The sequence below is a fragment of the Ruegeria sp. YTSC002 genome (assembly GCF_059609845.1).
Genome location: NZ_JBXWML010000018.1, coordinates 42,770 through 57,079, shown reverse-complemented (window position 1 = coordinate 57,079; position 14,310 = coordinate 42,770). Strand labels below are relative to the sequence as shown.

Here is a 14,310-nt window from a genome sequence, read left to right as displayed (position 1 = left end):
CCAAAAACCAGACCGTTGCGCCAATCCCTCAGCGCGCCCGCCTAAATCCTAACCTCAGATGCCCCCGGTCTCTCCCGAGCGTAACCGCCGCTTCCGCCGCGTCCCAGCGCCTCAGCAGCGCCGGTGAAGGGGTATTTACGGATTAGGCCTGAGACCTGCAACCCCCATTTTCAAAAAACTTTGCATTTCGCGTCGATTTCTTGTGTTTATTAACTAAAACAATGAGTTAGTTTAACAAATCAAGATTCTCAGGCCACCTGGAACGTGCGGATTTCCCAAGAAGGAACCCTAAGACTCGCCCCTGCGGGGGAATCGAGAGGTTCGGCAGACAGAAACGATCTGCAAAACCTTTCCGCACCTGTCGTGCAGCCCGGACCTGACCCTCAAGAAAAGGCTGGGTTACGCAAAAACTGACTTTGGGTCACAGTTGTTTTTTTGCTCCATTAACGCACTCTCACCGGGAAGGTGGTAACCCTGCCCGACCAGTCAATGAAACGAATACGTCGCAAGAGGTGCGCAAGACAGAATGGATTTCGACTATATCATCGTAGGCGGCGGTTCGGCCGGCTCGGTTCTGGCCAACCGCCTGAGCGAAGATCCATCCACAAGTGTCTGCCTGCTTGAAGCGGGTGGTGGTGGGAAAAGTCTTTTCGTCAGAATGCCTGCCGCTGTCGTGACCGCACTTCCGGGGCGCCCCAGAATCAACAACTGGGCCTTTGAAACGGTCCCGCAGCCCGGTCTGAACGGGCGCAGAGGCTATCAACCACGCGGCAAGGCACTGGGCGGCTCGAGCGCGATCAACGCCATGCTGTATGTACGCGGTCAGCGGCAGGACTATGATGGCTGGGCCGATCTGGGCTGCGACGGCTGGGACTGGGACAGTGTAGTGCCATATTTCAAACGGGCCGAAAACAATGAGCTTGGCGCAGACAGCGTGCATGGTGACAGGGGGCCGTTACAGGTTTCACGGCAAAAAGAGCCTCGTCCAATCACCCATGCATTCATTCAAGCCGCACAGCAGCTGCAACACCGCCATACCGAAGACTTCAACCGCGGCGACAACGAAGGCGTCGGCCTGTACCAGGTCACCCAGTTTCACGACCCGGCAAAGAATGGAGAACGGTGTTCTGCGGCGGCTGGTTATCTTTTTCCAGTTTCCGACCGCCCGAACCTGACGGTCATCACGCATGCACATGCCAGCAGGCTGCGCTTTGAAGGCAAGCGCGCGACGGGCGTTGTATACCGGGCGAAAGGCAAGGGCGCAGACATCACCATCCGGGCGAAGCGCGAAGTCCTGCTGTGCGCAGGCGCTTTGAAATCGCCACAACTGCTTCAGGTTTCGGGTGTTGGTGCAACGAGCGATCTTGAGCCGCACGGAATCGCTGTTCACCACGAACTGCCTGGCGTGGGGCAGAACTTGCAGGATCATCTGGATTTCGCGTTGATCTTCAAAACCACGGACACCGACAATTTTGGTATCGGACCCGCAGGGGCAGCGCGGTTGTTGAGACATATTCAAAGGTGGAGCAAGACGGGCGTCTCGATGGCGGCCACCCCATTTGCCGAAGGCGCAGCGTTTCTGAAAACCACCCCCGATCTGGAGCGTCCCGACATTCAGCTGCATTTCACCATCGCAATGGTCGATGATCATGCCCGCAAACTGCATTACGGGTACGGGTACAGTTGCCATGTTTGCAAGCTGCGACCGGAAAGTCGGGGGACCGTAGGCCTGAACAGCGCAGATCCCATGGCGGCCCCCGCCATCGATCCGGCGTTTCTGTCGGACAAACGCGATCTGCAAACCATGATCAAAGGCGCGCGAATGGCGCGGGATATCCTCAACGCGCCAGCTTTGGCCAAGTATCGGCACAAAGAACTGTTCGGCACCGATACCGCCCAGACCGATCAGGATTGGGAGGAGCACATCCGCGCCCGCGCCGACACGATCTATCACCCGGTGGGCACCTGCAAGATGGGCGTAGACGAAATGGCGGTCGTCGACCCCCAGCTTCGCGTACGAGGGCTTGAAGGCCTGCGGATCGTCGATGCCTCGGTGATGCCGACATTGGTGTCGGGCAATACAAACGCACCCACCATCATGATAGCCGAAAAAGCGGCCGACATGATCAAAGCGGCGGCGATGTAACGGCGCTACTTGCCTTTCATCAGGGCTTCCAACCCGACACGGTAATTGGGATAGATCAGATCAATACCCAGTTCTTCCTTGATCCGGTCGTTTCGAACCCGCTTGTTTTCGTTGTAGAAACTGCGCGCCATCGGCGACAGATCGGCGTCGTCGAACCGGACCGCAGGAGGCAGGGGCAGACCCTGCAACTCGGCAGCATAGCCTATGACATCCTGCGGCGGGACCGGTTCGTCGTCACATACATTATAGACCCGTCCCGGATTCGGCTTCATCATCGAAGCTTCCAGGATCTGCGCGATGTCTTCCACATGAATGCGCGAGAACACCTGCCCCGGCTTGATAATGCGCCGCAACCCACCACGCTTGAGCTTGGAAAACGGCCCGCGCCCCGGCCCGTAGATACCCGCCAGGCGGAAGACATGAACAGGCAGGCCCGGAATGGCCGACCATTGCGCCTCGGCCAGCATACGCCATCTGCCGCGCTTGGCGGTCGGTGCAGGTGGTGTGTCCTCATCCACCCAGCCACCCTGATGGTCGCCATAGACGGCCGTTGTCGACAAATAGCCCACCCATTCGAACTGACTGGACCGCTTGGCGATTTCACCGCCCAGCGCCGCCAAAACCGGATCACCCGCTTCAACTGGCGCAGTCGAGATCAGCAAATGGCTCACCCCATCAAGGTTCGGTGCCTCACCCGGCCAGATCAGCGGCTCGGCGCCAGAGGCCCGAATTGCGGCCATCCCTTCACGGTCTCGCGTCGTGCCAACAGTTTTCCAGCCTTTCGGGGCAAGGTTTCGGGACAGGGCCTGGGCAGAATAGCCATGGCCGAAGGAAAAGAGCGTCTTGGTCATGCCCCTTTGATGATCTGCGCCGTACCGGGATGCAAGCGCCGCATGGACGCACTTGAATCGAATCTTCGAATGCGCCTTTCTGTTGGTCATGAGCAAAAAAACACCTGACCTGCATTCGGCCTACGCGCTGAGTTCTCCGGACGAGAACAGACAGCTCTATGCGGAATGGGCAGGAGATTATGATGACGGTTTCGCCGCGCGCGAAGACTATCAGCTTCACACCCACACGGCGCGGGCATTTGTCGGCGCGGGCGGTCAGGGGCCCGTTCTGGATGTCGGCGCAGGAACCGGCCTGTGCGGCGCGGTGCTGTCGGCGCTAGGCGTCGGACCCATTGATGCAACCGATATCAGCGCAGAGATGCTGGATCAGGCGATGCGCAAGGACCTTTACCGGGACGCGATCGAGGCTGATCTGACACAGGGCATCCCCGTTCCGCGTCACAGATATTCCGGCATAGTTTCATCCGGCACTTTCACACATGGTCATTTGGGCCCCGAGGTGTTGCCCGAACTGTTACGCGTGGCGCGGCACGGGGCGCAGTTTGCCCTTTCGATCAATGCGCGCCATTACAAGGAACTGGGTTTTGCTGACGCTTTCCGCAAACTGGAACAGGATCAGATTCGCAACCTGACCCTGCCCGAAGTCCGCATATACGGAGATCTCGCGGCTGGCCCCAACAAGGATGACACCGCTTTGATCGCTTTGTTTGAACGGGTTTGAGTCCGGTTATTCGGATGCAATCAAACCCCCCGCTTCGACCAGGCGCATCGCTTTGCCTCAGGTCGCGTAGTCCGAATTTTCGGAATCAAGGATCGCTTTGATCTCACACAGGTGCGCCTCGGCCTGATCGGGATAGGCATCCAGCTCTTGCGCTGTTTTCTCGGCAATCTCGTCGGATAATACGCGCAGGGGCAGCCCGGTCTGCAAGGCACGAATGTAGGTTTCGGCCGCGCGTTCGAAATAATACAGCCTGTTGAAGGTGTCGGCAGGGTCGCTGCCGATGACCAGAACACCGTGATTGCCCATGATCATGACCTTCTTCCTGGGATCTGACAGCATCCCGGCGCAGCGCTCACCCTCGCTTTCAAAGGCCAGACCTCCGAATTCTTCATCAACCACGTAACGGTTGTAAAAGGTCGCCGTGTTCTGATCGATCGGCGGCAATGAACTGTCGGCCAATGAGGCCAGAACGGTTGCAAAGATCGAATGCACATGCATGACGCAGCGCGCATGAGGGCAGTGGCGGTGGATTGAGCCGTGCAGCCCCCAGGCCGTCGGGTCCGGGGCACCGGGTTGTTCCATCACATGCGGGTCATTGGCATCCAGCAACAAAATATCCGAGGCACGAATGCGCGCAAAGTGCACCTGATTGGGGTTCATCAGAAACTGCGTGCCGTCATCATTCACCGCCAGGCTGAAATGGTTGGCAACCGCCTCATGCATGTTCAGCCGGGCCGTCCAGCGGAAGGCGGCGGCCATATCCACGCGCTCGGACCAATGGTCGATATTGGGACGAAGACTGGTGAGGCTCATGCTCGGCTCCTTTCGCGGCTGGTCGTGGCCAAACCTGCATGGGGCCCGGCAGTTTGACCAACGAAAAAAACACGACTATCCCATTAGCTGAACTTATGTCGGGGTTATGTCGATGCAAAACAAGCTGCCGCCGCTTGGCTGGTTGCGCACTTTCGAAGCCGCCGCACGCCATCTCTCGTTTACCGGCGCGGCACGAGACCTGAACATGACGCAAAGCGCCGTCAGCCAGCAGATCAAATCTCTGGAGGGGCATCTGGGGCAGCCACTGTTTCTGCGCCGCCCCAAAGCTCTGGAACTGACCGAGGCCGGAATCACCTATCTGCCAGTTGTGCGAGAAGCCTTTCGGACACTGATGCGCGGAACCCGGGCAGTTACCGGTGCGCAACCAAACGCGGTTCAAGTGCAATGCAACATCAGCTTTGCCGTCAACTGGCTGGCCCCGCGCCTGCCGGCATTTCGGGCGGAACATCCACATGTTCAATTGAACGTCTTCACCGAGCTTTGGGAACCGCGCGAAATGGCCGAAGGCGCAGCGGTCGAGATTCGGTTCTCGCTTCGTCCGTCGGATACGGTCCGAACCGAAATTCTGCGCACCGAACACTATTATCCGGTCTGCGCTCCCGGATATCCGGTCTGCCTGGAAAACCTTCAGGAACAGCCACTTTTCGACTGCTCCAACCTGCTGTCCAACTGGCCAAGTTGGGCGGAAGATCAGGGTCTGAATTGGGAAAATCCGCCGATAACCTACGCGACGACCTACCTGGTTTGCCTGTCAGCGGTCATGGCTGGCGGTGGTCTTTGCCTGGCACATAACACGATCGCCAGTCATCTGATCAAGCGCGGTCAACTGGTTGCGCCATTTGAGCACCGCGTTCGAATGCCCGAGTCCTACTATCTGCTGCTGTCCCCACAGGCCGAGGACACACCCGGCGCCGTGGCCTTTGCCAACTGGGTGCGGCGTGAGATCGGGTCTGCGGCATAAAGGGAAGTACTCCCGCCCAACGGCAATGCCCCGCCGGGGCATCTTCGTAGGTTGGGCCGGGCAGCGCTGACGCGCTGCGGGCGCGCCCGGACCAGAAAGCATACCCAATACACATGAGGAATCCCCAACACCGAAGAACCGGGGTTGCACCCGCTGGCGCATTCGTGAAAGTTGAGCCATGGAATACACACCTTTCCCAAGCTGGCCCGATGTCGCCCCCAAATTGATCGCAGTTGCAGCCGGACGTGAGGCGGCGGACACGGTCATTCAGGGCGGAATCTGGGCGAACGTACACAGCCGCGAATTGCTGCCGGATCATTCCGTGGCGATTGCTGCCGGGCGCATAGCATTCGTCGGACCGGATGCCTCGCATTGCGTGGGGCCGGATACGGAAATCATCGAAGCACAAGGGCGCTACATTCTGCCCGGCTTGTGTGATGCGCATATGCATATCGAATCCGGCATGCTGACCCCCGCCGAGTTCGCCCGGGCCGTCATCCCGCATGGAACGACCAGCATGTTCACCGATCCGCATGAGATCGCCAACGTGCTGGGTCTGGACGGCGTGCGCATGATGCATGACGAAGCGATGATGCAACCGGTCAATATATTCACTCAGATGCCATCCTGCGCGCCATCCGCACCGGGGTTGGAGACGACGGGCTATGAAATCACGCCCGAAGACGTGACCGAGGCGATGAATTGGCCGGGTATCATCGGGCTGGGTGAGATGATGAATTTCCCGGGCGTGATCCATGGCGATCCCAAGATGCTGGCCGAGATTGCAGCCACTCAACGGGCCGGGAAAACAGTCGGAGGGCACTATGCTTCGCCCGACTTAGGGCCTGATTTTGCGGCTTACGTGGCGGGTGGCCCCGCAGATGATCACGAAGGCACGTGCGAGGCCGACGCCATTGCACGGGTTCGCCAGGGGATGCGCTCGATGATGCGTCTGGGCTCGGCCTGGTATGATGTGGAAAGCCAGATTACTGCCGTGACAGAAAAAGGGCTGGATCAGCGCAACTTCATTCTGTGCACGGATGACTGTCATTCCGGCACATTGGTAAATGACGGGCATATGAACCGCGTCGTACGTCATGCCATTGCCTGCGGGTGTGACCCTCTGATCGCGTTGCAAATGGCGACGATCAACACGGCAACGCATTTCGGGCTGGAACGCGAGATTGGTTCCGTCACTCCGGGGCGGCGGGCGGATATCATCCTCAGCTCGGATCTGACTGAGTTGCCGATTGAGATGGTGATGGCCCGCGGGCAGGTGGTCGCGGAAAACGGTTCTATCAAGGTGGACTGTCCACATCTGAACTGGCCCGAAAAATCACGCAACACCGTGCATCTGGGGCATGAACTGACGTCGGCCGATTTTGAGATCAAGGCACCGGAAGGGGCCAACAAAGTTCAGGCCAACGTCATCGGCGTGGTGGAAAACCAGGCCCCGACCAAGGCATTGAAGGCTGAATTGCCGATCATTGGCGGGCTGGTCGAGGGCGAAGGCGAAGTGTGCCAGATTGCGCTGGTCGAGCGGCACCAGGCCACCGGGGGCGTCACCAACGCGTTTGTTTCGGGCTTTGGCTATCAGGGAAAAATGGCCATGGCCTCGACCGTGGCGCATGACAGTCATCACATGATCGTCGTCGGTACAGACCGGGATCAGATGGCGCTGGCCGCCAACCGCCTGGCCGAAGTGGGCGGTGGCATCACCTTGTTCCGGGACGGGCAGGAACTGGCGCTGGTCGAGCTGCCCATCGCAGGCCTTATGTCCGACAGTCCTGCCGCCGAAGTCGCAGCCAAGGCCGACAGGATGGTGCAGGCGATGCAGGAATGCGGCTGTCATCTGAACAACGCGTACATGCAGCATTCATTGCTGGCGCTGGTCGTGATTCCCGAGCTTCGAATCTCGGATCTCGGGTTGGTCGACGTACGCACATTCGAAAAAATAGAACTTCTGGAACCATTGGCATGACCACACTCCTGACACCGCAAGCACCCGCGCCAGAACAGTTTACCGATCCCGCCGCCGCCGTTGCACGGCTGGAAGAGCTGTACGTGCAGGCCACCGATTTCCTGTGCGACAGCTTTGCGGACGCCATGGGAAATGGGGCGCCCGCCGCGAGATACAGAGCCTATTACCCGGAAATTCGCATCAAAACCTCGACCTATGCCCAAGTCGACAGCCGCCTGAGCTTTGGTCACGTGTCCGAACCCGGCGTTCACGCCACGACGGTGACACGCCCGGATTTGTTCAGATCCTACCTGACCCAACAGATCGCACTGTTGATCAAGAACCATGGCCAGCCTGTGACGATTGCGGCGTCGGACACACCGATTCCGGTGCATTTTGCCGTGGCAAACAATCCCGATCTTGTCGTGCCTCATCAGGGCGCGGCCGACTTCACCCTGCGCGATGTGTTTGATGTTCCGGACCTGACAACCACCAATGATGACATCGTCAATGGCGTACATGACCATGATGATGCCGTTGGACCCTTGTCTCTTTTTACCGCTCAACGTGTGGATTATTCGCTTGCGAGGCTGGCACACTATACCGCAACTGACGCAGGTCACTTTCAGAACCACGTGTTGTTCACGAACTACCAATTCTATGTCTCGGAATTCGAAAACTACGCTCGCGAGCAATTGGCGGATCCTGCCAGCGGCTATACCAGCTTTGTTTCAACCGGCAACGCCGAGATCACGGACCCCAAGGCACCTATCGAACAACCGCTGAAACTGCCGCAAATGCCGACCTACCACCTGAAGCGCGAAGATGGTTCGGGAATTACGTTGGTGAACATCGGTGTTGGCCCATCCAATGCAAAGACCGCCACCGACCATATTGCAGTTCTGCGCCCACACGCGTGGCTGATGGTTGGTCACTGCGCCGGGTTGCGCAACACACAGGCATTGGGCGATTTCGTTCTGGCCCACGCCTATCTGCGCGAAGACAAGGTTCTGGATGACGATCTGCCGGTCTGGGTGCCGATCCCGCCTCTGGCCGAAGTACAGGTGGCGCTGGAACACGCCGTGGCCGAAGTGACCAAACTGGAAGGGTATGAGCTGAAGCGGATCATGCGGACGGGCACTGTGGCCTCGGTCGACAACCGAAACTGGGAATTGCGCGATCAGTCCGGTCCGGTCCAGCGTCTGAGTCAATCCCGGGCAATCGCGCTGGATATGGAAAGTGCCACCATTGCCGCGAACGGCTATCGGTTCCGCGTTCCGTATGGCACTTTGCTGTGCGTTTCGGACAAACCCCTGCACGGGGAATTGAAGCTGCCGGGCATGGCGTCTTCGTTTTATACCACTCAGGTCAGCCGACATCTGGCCATCGGCATCAAGGCGATGGAACATCTGCGCGGCATGCCGTTGGAGCGTTTGCACAGTCGGAAATTGCGCTCCTTCGACGAAACGGCCTTCCTCTGAAGCAAAAAAGCAACGTTTTCCCCATATTTTTAGGGGTTTCAGCGCTACTATTCGTTGTGTTTGGCCACAATATCCCGTTACAGTTACGCGGTGAGGCCCTATAGATCGGGCACGTTAAGGAGACCAAGAAATGGCAAAGCCTATGACAAAGACTCAGCTGGTTGCTGCTCTCGCTGAGGAAATGGGAACCGACAAGAAATCCGCGAACTCCGCGCTGGAGGCCATCACCGGCCTGATCACCCGCGAAGTTTCGGCCGGTGGCGCAGTGACCCTGCCCGGCGTCGGAAAAATCTACTGCCGCGAACGCCCCGAGCGTCAGGTTCGCAACCCGGCCACTGGTGAGACCTTCACCAAAGAAGCCGACAAGGTTGTGAAAATGACCATCGCCAAAGCGCTGAAAGACAGCGTGAACGGCTGATTTCAGCTTTTCCAGTCAACGATAAAGGGCCGCCTTCGGGGGGCCCTTTTTCTATCGTCTTGAATGTTTTGTGCCTGCGGGTTTTGAACCCGTTTCGCACAGCATGTGTCGGGCCGGAATTCGCCACCAAAAGGAAAATGCGCCTTCGAGGGCAGCCATTGACCTGAACCTGGGTCGGAGAATTGGCAAAATCTTGCCGTGGCGGTGGCGGGCCTCTTTTCAAGGCTTGTCCGATCATCTTACAACTTCGTCAATCTTCGAACCGGCAATGAAGCATCTTGCAAAACAGCGTCTGTAGAAAGAAAACGACTTGGCCGCGCTTGTCCGGCAGTGCCCGTTCCGCGATTGCGGTGGGTTTAATCACTCTTGTCTCTGCCTGTGCGCAAAACACCAACTATGAGAATCTCGATCCCGAACGTCAGTTGATGGCGCTGCAAGAGGTCTCGAAAAAGCGGGCCCGAGGGCAAAGAGTATGGTGCGTGCCCTACGCCCGAGACCTCAGCGGTATTGAAATTCGTGGCAATGCGAAGGACTGGTGGCGGAAGGCGCAGAAAGTGTTCGAGCGCGGCAAGGAACCGGTTGTTGGTGCGGTAATGTCGTTTCGGGCAACCCGCGGGATGCCCCTGGGTCATGTGGCTGTCGTTTCCGATATCGTCTCCGATCGTGAAGTCATCGTGAATCATGCCAATTGGCACCGCAACAAGGTGTCGTTGCAAATGGGCGTCAAGGATGTCTCGAAGAACAATGACTGGACGTTGGTCCGGGTTGAAAGCCAACCGGGCCGTTACGGCAATCCCTACCCGGTAAACGGGTTCATCTATCCGGCGGTTGACGAATAGCCTTGCCCAACCTCATTTCACGGGTCGGTTGATCGCACCGCGGGCAACGTTCCTTTTGATCGTATCGCAAAGGCAGCCGCCGCCCGGTTTGGGATGTAGCGTGGTTGAAAAGCCTGCAAATTGTTCGGAGCGGTGAGAGTGTGCGGACAAAACAAAAACGGGCACCAAAGGCGCCCGTTTCTGTTCCGTGTCTCTGGTCCGGTCAGTGGACCGTTTCAACCTTGTGGAAGTCCAGATCACGGTCTTCTGGCATTGAATCGATACTCATCACCTCCTGGCGTTTGGTGATCAGGATATAGACGACGCAGGCCAGATACAGGCCAACCACGACCGCTCCGATCCACTGGATTTGCAGCCACTGGCTCTGGAACAGCAGGGTCAGGAAAAACAGCAGCGCGACGTTGCCAGCCACATAGATCGCCTTTCCGAACCGCTCGACGGTCAGGTTCAGGTTGTCGGTGTACAGTCGGATCAGCGAGTCCAATGAGTTGATCACGAACGTCACACCCACGATCACCATCGCAATGTTGGTGATGCCTGCGGTACTGATGTCGTTCAGGTGGTAATAGTAAAGAACGGTGAACCAGATCCCCAGCGGGATGGACGGGAAGATCAACAGCGCGGCCAGCAACTGCCACGTGGTCAGACCACCCACGAAGCGCGACGTAAACTGTCCGATCATGATCGACCATGCAAACCACCAGAACAGATAGAACGCGTGATAGTCGGTCAATGGCAGGACGAACTTGTGCAGGTTGGCGAAATAGGCCCCGATATTGCTGCCGGTTTCCACGAACCCGGTCACGCCCATACCTGCGGCTGCCCACATGCCCAGAATCAGGGCAAGGAACAGAAAGGTCGAACCGACGGACAGGATGCGAACGTATTTCAGATCGGTCGAGGAATAGGCCGCCGCCAGAATGACGACAAACACGATGATGTAGAAGGTGGTGACGACGGATTCACCATCTCCGACCTCGGGCAGATAGCCGGGCAGGTAGATCAGGAACAGGCTGGCGGTGAAGGCGCAGGTGCCGATGATGACCACGTTGTTGATCAGCTTGACCAGCGGGATCTCAAAGAACTTCACGCGGGGTTCGATCACGCAGAAGTAGAAGGCGGTCAGGAAATAGAAGGCCCAGATCAGAAAACCCCAGAATCCAAACTCGATGGCCAGCGGGTTCGCGAAGGCGTAAGCCGGGTCTTCGGCATATCCACCAAATTCGGTAAGTGGGAACATGATCAGACCGACATCCAGACCGGATGTGAACAGGATCGCGATGAACGTGAACAGATGAACCGGTGTCACGCCGACACAGCGCAGGTTCCACCATTTCACGACGAAAAAAGCGACCAGGCCCAATGCCAGCAGGACGCCGAAAGATAGAATGTACTCCAGAAGCACCGACAAACCTCCCTTGATATGTCAGATCGTGCCGCCGATATCTTTAATTGGCTAGTCAATCAATATAAACATGCACAAGGTTTTTCTTGCATCACGCATGTGTCTTTTTTGACGCGCACCGCTTGCGACCGATCCCGAAATCAGGGACAGTCCGCGCGAAGTGACAGGGGGTCTCCATGGATCTGCGCGCCATAGCCATGGGGCTGACATTTGCCCTGATCTGGTCATCTGCCTTTACCTCGGCGCGGATCATCGTGGCGGATGCGTCCCCTCTGTTTTCGCTGGCCTTGAGGTTTCTGATCTCGGGTGTTCTGGGGGTCATGATTGCCCGCTCGATGGGGCAAAGCTGGCACCTGACCCGAAACCAATGGCGCGCAACGATCCTGTTCGGGATCTGCCAAAATGCCCTGTATTTGGGTCTGAATTTCTATGCAATGCAAACGGTCGAGGCATCGGTCGCGGCCATAATCGCGTCCACCATGCCCTTGTTGGTGGCGCTGGCGGGGTGGTTGATTTTCGGCGAAAAGCTGCGGCCATTGGGTGTTTTGGGTCTGTTCGCCGGTTTCGCCGGAGTCGCCCTTATCATGAGCAGTCGGATCAGCGCGGGCGTTGATGTGTTCGGGGTCGCGCTTTGCGGTTTGGGTGCTCTTGCCTTGACCTTCGCAACCTTGGCCGTTCGCGGCGCAACGTCCGGCGGGAACTTCATGATGGTCGTCGGCCTGCAAATGCTGGTTGGTTCAGCCGCGCTGTTTGTGGCTGCTCCGGTCTTTGAAACCATCTACATCCACCCGACGTTGCCACTGGCGCTGGCCTTTACCTACACAACCCTTTTCCCCGGATTGCTGGCGACATTGATCTGGTTCCTGCTGTTGGACCGCATCGGAGCCGTTCGCGCTGCCACCTTTCACTTTTTGAACCCTGTGTTCGGGGTCACCATCGCGGCGATTCTGCTGGGCGAGAAGCTAGGCGCCATGGATGCGGTTGGCGTTGCCGTTACAACCCTTGGCATTCTTGCGGTTCAGCTTTCACGCCAGCCCGCTCAGGGCAGCAAAGCTTCGACCTGAGACAGCAGTTTGCGGGAATCGGGTTTTACATTTGACCCGAAGGTCGCCGCGACTTCACCCTCAGAATCGATCAGGATCTTGTTGAAGTTCCATTTGGGCGTGAACCCGGTCTGCGCGGCGACGGCCTTATAGAACGGGTGGGCCTCAGCCCCTTTGACCGGAGTGATATCCGTCATCGGCAGGGTTAGCCCATAGTTCATCTCGCAGAACTGTTTGACCTCACCTGCCGTTTCCAGCTCCTGATTGAACGAATCCGACGGCACCGCAAGAACGACCAGCCCTTTGCCGGAATAGACCTCATGTACCTTTTGCAGCGCCTTGTATTGCCCGGTAAACCCACATTGCGACGCGGTGTTGACCACCAGCACAGGTTGGCCGCGCCAATCTTCGATGGCCAATGTGCCTCCGTCGATCGAGTCGAACTCACCGGTCAGCGGCGCCGCCTGAACGGCGCGGCCCAGCAACATCAGGGCAGTCAAAAGCAGCAATCTCATCATGTCTTGTCCTCCCTTTCATCCTGATACGCGCGACTTTGTTGTTCAGATCACTTGCACGACTGCGAGAGCGGTTTGAAATATCGCTTTGCTTTCCACCCCGCAGCCCCCAGATAATGGCGCAAACAATAATTCAGCCGGAGGATCCATGACTCGTTACACCAAAGACCCCACGGCCATTGCTGCGCTTTCGCCCGAAGAGTTCCACGTCACTCAGCGCAGTGGTACGGAACGTCCGGGCACCGGAAAATACCTGAACAACAAAGAACCGGGCATTTATGTGGACATCGTATCAGGTGAACCGCTGTTTGCCTCGACCCATAAATACGAATCCGGGTGCGGTTGGCCCAGTTTCACCAAGCCGATCGTGCACGAACATGTCGAAGAGTTCCGCGATACCACGCATGGCATGATCCGGACCGAGGTTCGCTCGAAACACGGAGACAGCCATCTGGGGCATGTCTTCCCGGACGGTCCGCGTGAACATGGTGGATTGCGGTACTGCATAAACTCCGCCTCGCTTCGGTTCATTCATCGGGATGAGATGGAAGCCGAAGGTTATGGCGAATACCTGATTCATGTGGAGGATATCTGATGACCCAACAACGCGCTGTACTGGCCGGGGGCTGCTTCTGGGGGATGCAGGACCTGATCCGCAAACTGCCGGGCGTGTCGCGTACACGGGTCGGCTATACCGGCGGCGACGTGCCCAACGCGACCTATCGCAACCATGGCACCCACGCGGAAGGGATCGAGATCTGGTTCGATCCGTCTCGGATCAGCTATCGCGACCTGCTGGAATTCTTCTTTCAGATCCATGACCCGACCACGGTCAACCGTCAGGGCAACGATATCGGCATGAGCTATCGATCTGCGATCTACTACGTGGATGACACGCAGAAACAGGTGGCCTTGGACACCATCGCCGACGTGAATGCCAGCGGCTTGTGGCCCGGAAAAGTCGTGACCGAGGTCGAACCTGTCGGAGACTTCTGGGAAGCCGAGCCAGAGCATCAGGATTACCTGGAGCGGATCCCGAACGGCTATACCTGCCACTTCCCGCGTCAGGATTGGGTCCTGCCCAAACGCTCAAGCGCAGCAGAGTAAAGCACCACCTGCCCGGCCCCTCTGAAGCT

General features: G+C 57.9%; 14 protein-coding genes. 10 read left to right on the top strand and 4 right to left on the bottom strand.

Annotated features, from left to right (window positions below):
- The first annotated feature begins 526 nt into the window (after positions 1-526).
- Entirely contained in the window at positions 527-2,146 is a 1,620-nt protein-coding gene (locus AC2FFD_RS21290; protein ID WP_257599632.1) for a GMC family oxidoreductase, read from the top strand.
- A gap of 5 nt (positions 2,147-2,151) precedes the next feature.
- Here AC2FFD_RS21290 and AC2FFD_RS21285 read toward each other — a convergent pair whose 3' ends face one another.
- Positions 2,152-2,997, bottom strand: coding sequence for an SDR family oxidoreductase (locus AC2FFD_RS21285; protein WP_171616716.1), 846 nt, complete (start codon positions 2,995-2,997; stop codon positions 2,152-2,154).
- Between the two features lie 88 nt (positions 2,998-3,085).
- Here AC2FFD_RS21285 and AC2FFD_RS21280 point away from each other — a divergent pair, with 88 nt between their 5' ends.
- The gene (locus AC2FFD_RS21280) at positions 3,086-3,718 is read left to right on the top strand and encodes a class I SAM-dependent DNA methyltransferase (RefSeq protein ID WP_170345968.1); all 633 of its coding nucleotides are present in this window, start codon (positions 3,086-3,088) and stop codon (positions 3,716-3,718) included.
- A gap of 57 nt (positions 3,719-3,775) precedes the next feature.
- On the opposite strand, the gene AC2FFD_RS21275 is transcribed toward AC2FFD_RS21280, so the two are convergent.
- The gene (locus AC2FFD_RS21275; RefSeq protein ID WP_496874072.1) at positions 3,776-4,531 is read right to left on the bottom strand and encodes a class II aldolase and adducin N-terminal domain-containing protein; all 756 of its coding nucleotides are present in this window, start codon (positions 4,529-4,531) and stop codon (positions 3,776-3,778) included.
- A gap of 112 nt (positions 4,532-4,643) precedes the next feature.
- Here AC2FFD_RS21275 and AC2FFD_RS21270 point away from each other — a divergent pair, with 112 nt between their 5' ends.
- The 5 genes from AC2FFD_RS21270 to AC2FFD_RS21250 all read left to right on the top strand — a co-directional run bounded on the left by AC2FFD_RS21270 (position 4,644) and on the right by AC2FFD_RS21250 (position 10,211).
- On the top strand, positions 4,644-5,513 hold the full coding sequence (locus AC2FFD_RS21270) for a LysR substrate-binding domain-containing protein (RefSeq protein ID WP_496874071.1): 870 nt from the start codon (positions 4,644-4,646) through the stop codon (positions 5,511-5,513).
- A 178-nt stretch (positions 5,514-5,691) separates the two neighbouring features.
- Positions 5,692-7,494 (top strand): adenine deaminase, encoded by a 1,803-nt coding sequence (ade, locus tag AC2FFD_RS21265; protein WP_496874070.1) that lies wholly within the window; start codon positions 5,692-5,694, stop codon positions 7,492-7,494.
- A complete protein-coding gene (locus AC2FFD_RS21260; RefSeq protein WP_425079502.1) occupies positions 7,491-8,954 on the top strand; it encodes an AMP nucleosidase in 1,464 nt (487 codons plus the stop codon). The genes ade and AC2FFD_RS21260 overlap by 4 nt, the downstream gene beginning before the upstream one ends.
- 130 nt (positions 8,955-9,084) lie before the next feature.
- Positions 9,085-9,372: an HU family DNA-binding protein gene (locus tag AC2FFD_RS21255; RefSeq protein ID WP_117871130.1), complete on the top strand. Its 288-nt coding sequence runs from the start codon at positions 9,085-9,087 to the stop codon at positions 9,370-9,372.
- Positions 9,373-9,851: 479 nt separating this feature from the next.
- Positions 9,852-10,211 carry a CHAP domain-containing protein gene (locus tag AC2FFD_RS21250; protein ID WP_480685484.1) on the top strand — a complete coding sequence of 120 codons (360 nt, stop codon included), beginning with the start codon at positions 9,852-9,854 and terminating at the stop codon, positions 10,209-10,211.
- A 202-nt stretch (positions 10,212-10,413) separates the two neighbouring features.
- Here the strand turns inward: AC2FFD_RS21250 and AC2FFD_RS21245 are convergent, their stop codons facing one another.
- Entirely contained in the window at positions 10,414-11,610 is a 1,197-nt protein-coding gene (locus AC2FFD_RS21245) for a BCCT family transporter (RefSeq protein ID WP_496874073.1), read from the bottom strand.
- Between the two features lie 182 nt (positions 11,611-11,792).
- Between AC2FFD_RS21245 and AC2FFD_RS21240 the strand changes: the two genes are divergently transcribed.
- Positions 11,793-12,680 carry a DMT family transporter gene (locus AC2FFD_RS21240; protein ID WP_257599639.1) on the top strand — a complete coding sequence of 296 codons (888 nt, stop codon included), beginning with the start codon at positions 11,793-11,795 and terminating at the stop codon, positions 12,678-12,680.
- Here AC2FFD_RS21240 and AC2FFD_RS21235 read toward each other — a convergent pair.
- Positions 12,656-13,177, bottom strand: a complete 522-nt coding sequence (locus AC2FFD_RS21235) for a glutathione peroxidase (RefSeq protein WP_496874069.1) — start codon at positions 13,175-13,177, stop codon at positions 12,656-12,658. The two genes, AC2FFD_RS21240 and AC2FFD_RS21235, sit on opposite strands and share 25 nt — an antisense overlap.
- A 145-nt stretch (positions 13,178-13,322) precedes the next feature.
- Between AC2FFD_RS21235 and msrB the strand changes: the two genes are divergently transcribed.
- Positions 13,323-13,769: a peptide-methionine (R)-S-oxide reductase MsrB gene (gene msrB / locus AC2FFD_RS21230; protein ID WP_170345953.1), complete on the top strand. Its 447-nt coding sequence runs from the start codon at positions 13,323-13,325 to the stop codon at positions 13,767-13,769.
- A complete protein-coding gene (gene msrA, locus AC2FFD_RS21225) occupies positions 13,769-14,281 on the top strand; it encodes a peptide-methionine (S)-S-oxide reductase MsrA (protein ID WP_496874068.1) in 513 nt (170 codons plus the stop codon). The genes msrB and msrA overlap by 1 nt, the downstream gene beginning before the upstream one ends.
- The last annotated feature ends 29 nt before the right edge of the window (positions 14,282-14,310 follow it).

Bases quoted from the DNA above. Each gene is read 5' to 3' on its own strand.
- AC2FFD_RS21285 (WP_171616716.1), bottom strand. From the start codon at position 2,997: ATGACCAAGACGCTCTTTTCCTTCGGCCATGGCTATTCTGCCCAGGCC.
- msrB (WP_170345953.1), top strand. From the start codon at position 13,323: ATGACTCGTTACACCAAAGACCCCACGGCCATTGCTGCGCTTTCGCCC.
- AC2FFD_RS21275 (WP_496874072.1), bottom strand. From the start codon at position 4,531: ATGAGCCTCACCAGTCTTCGTCCCAATATCGACCATTGGTCCGAGCGC.
- AC2FFD_RS21260 (WP_425079502.1), top strand. From the start codon at position 7,491: ATGACCACACTCCTGACACCGCAAGCACCCGCGCCAGAACAGTTTACC.
- AC2FFD_RS21290 (WP_257599632.1), top strand. From the start codon at position 527: ATGGATTTCGACTATATCATCGTAGGCGGCGGTTCGGCCGGCTCGGTT.
- AC2FFD_RS21280 (WP_170345968.1), top strand. From the start codon at position 3,086: ATGAGCAAAAAAACACCTGACCTGCATTCGGCCTACGCGCTGAGTTCT.
- ade (WP_496874070.1), top strand. From the start codon at position 5,692: ATGGAATACACACCTTTCCCAAGCTGGCCCGATGTCGCCCCCAAATTG.
- AC2FFD_RS21235 (WP_496874069.1), bottom strand. From the start codon at position 13,177: ATGATGAGATTGCTGCTTTTGACTGCCCTGATGTTGCTGGGCCGCGCC.
- AC2FFD_RS21255 (WP_117871130.1), top strand. From the start codon at position 9,085: ATGGCAAAGCCTATGACAAAGACTCAGCTGGTTGCTGCTCTCGCTGAG.
- msrA (WP_496874068.1), top strand. From the start codon at position 13,769: ATGACCCAACAACGCGCTGTACTGGCCGGGGGCTGCTTCTGGGGGATG.
- AC2FFD_RS21270 (WP_496874071.1), top strand. From the start codon at position 4,644: ATGCAAAACAAGCTGCCGCCGCTTGGCTGGTTGCGCACTTTCGAAGCC.
- AC2FFD_RS21240 (WP_257599639.1), top strand. From the start codon at position 11,793: ATGGATCTGCGCGCCATAGCCATGGGGCTGACATTTGCCCTGATCTGG.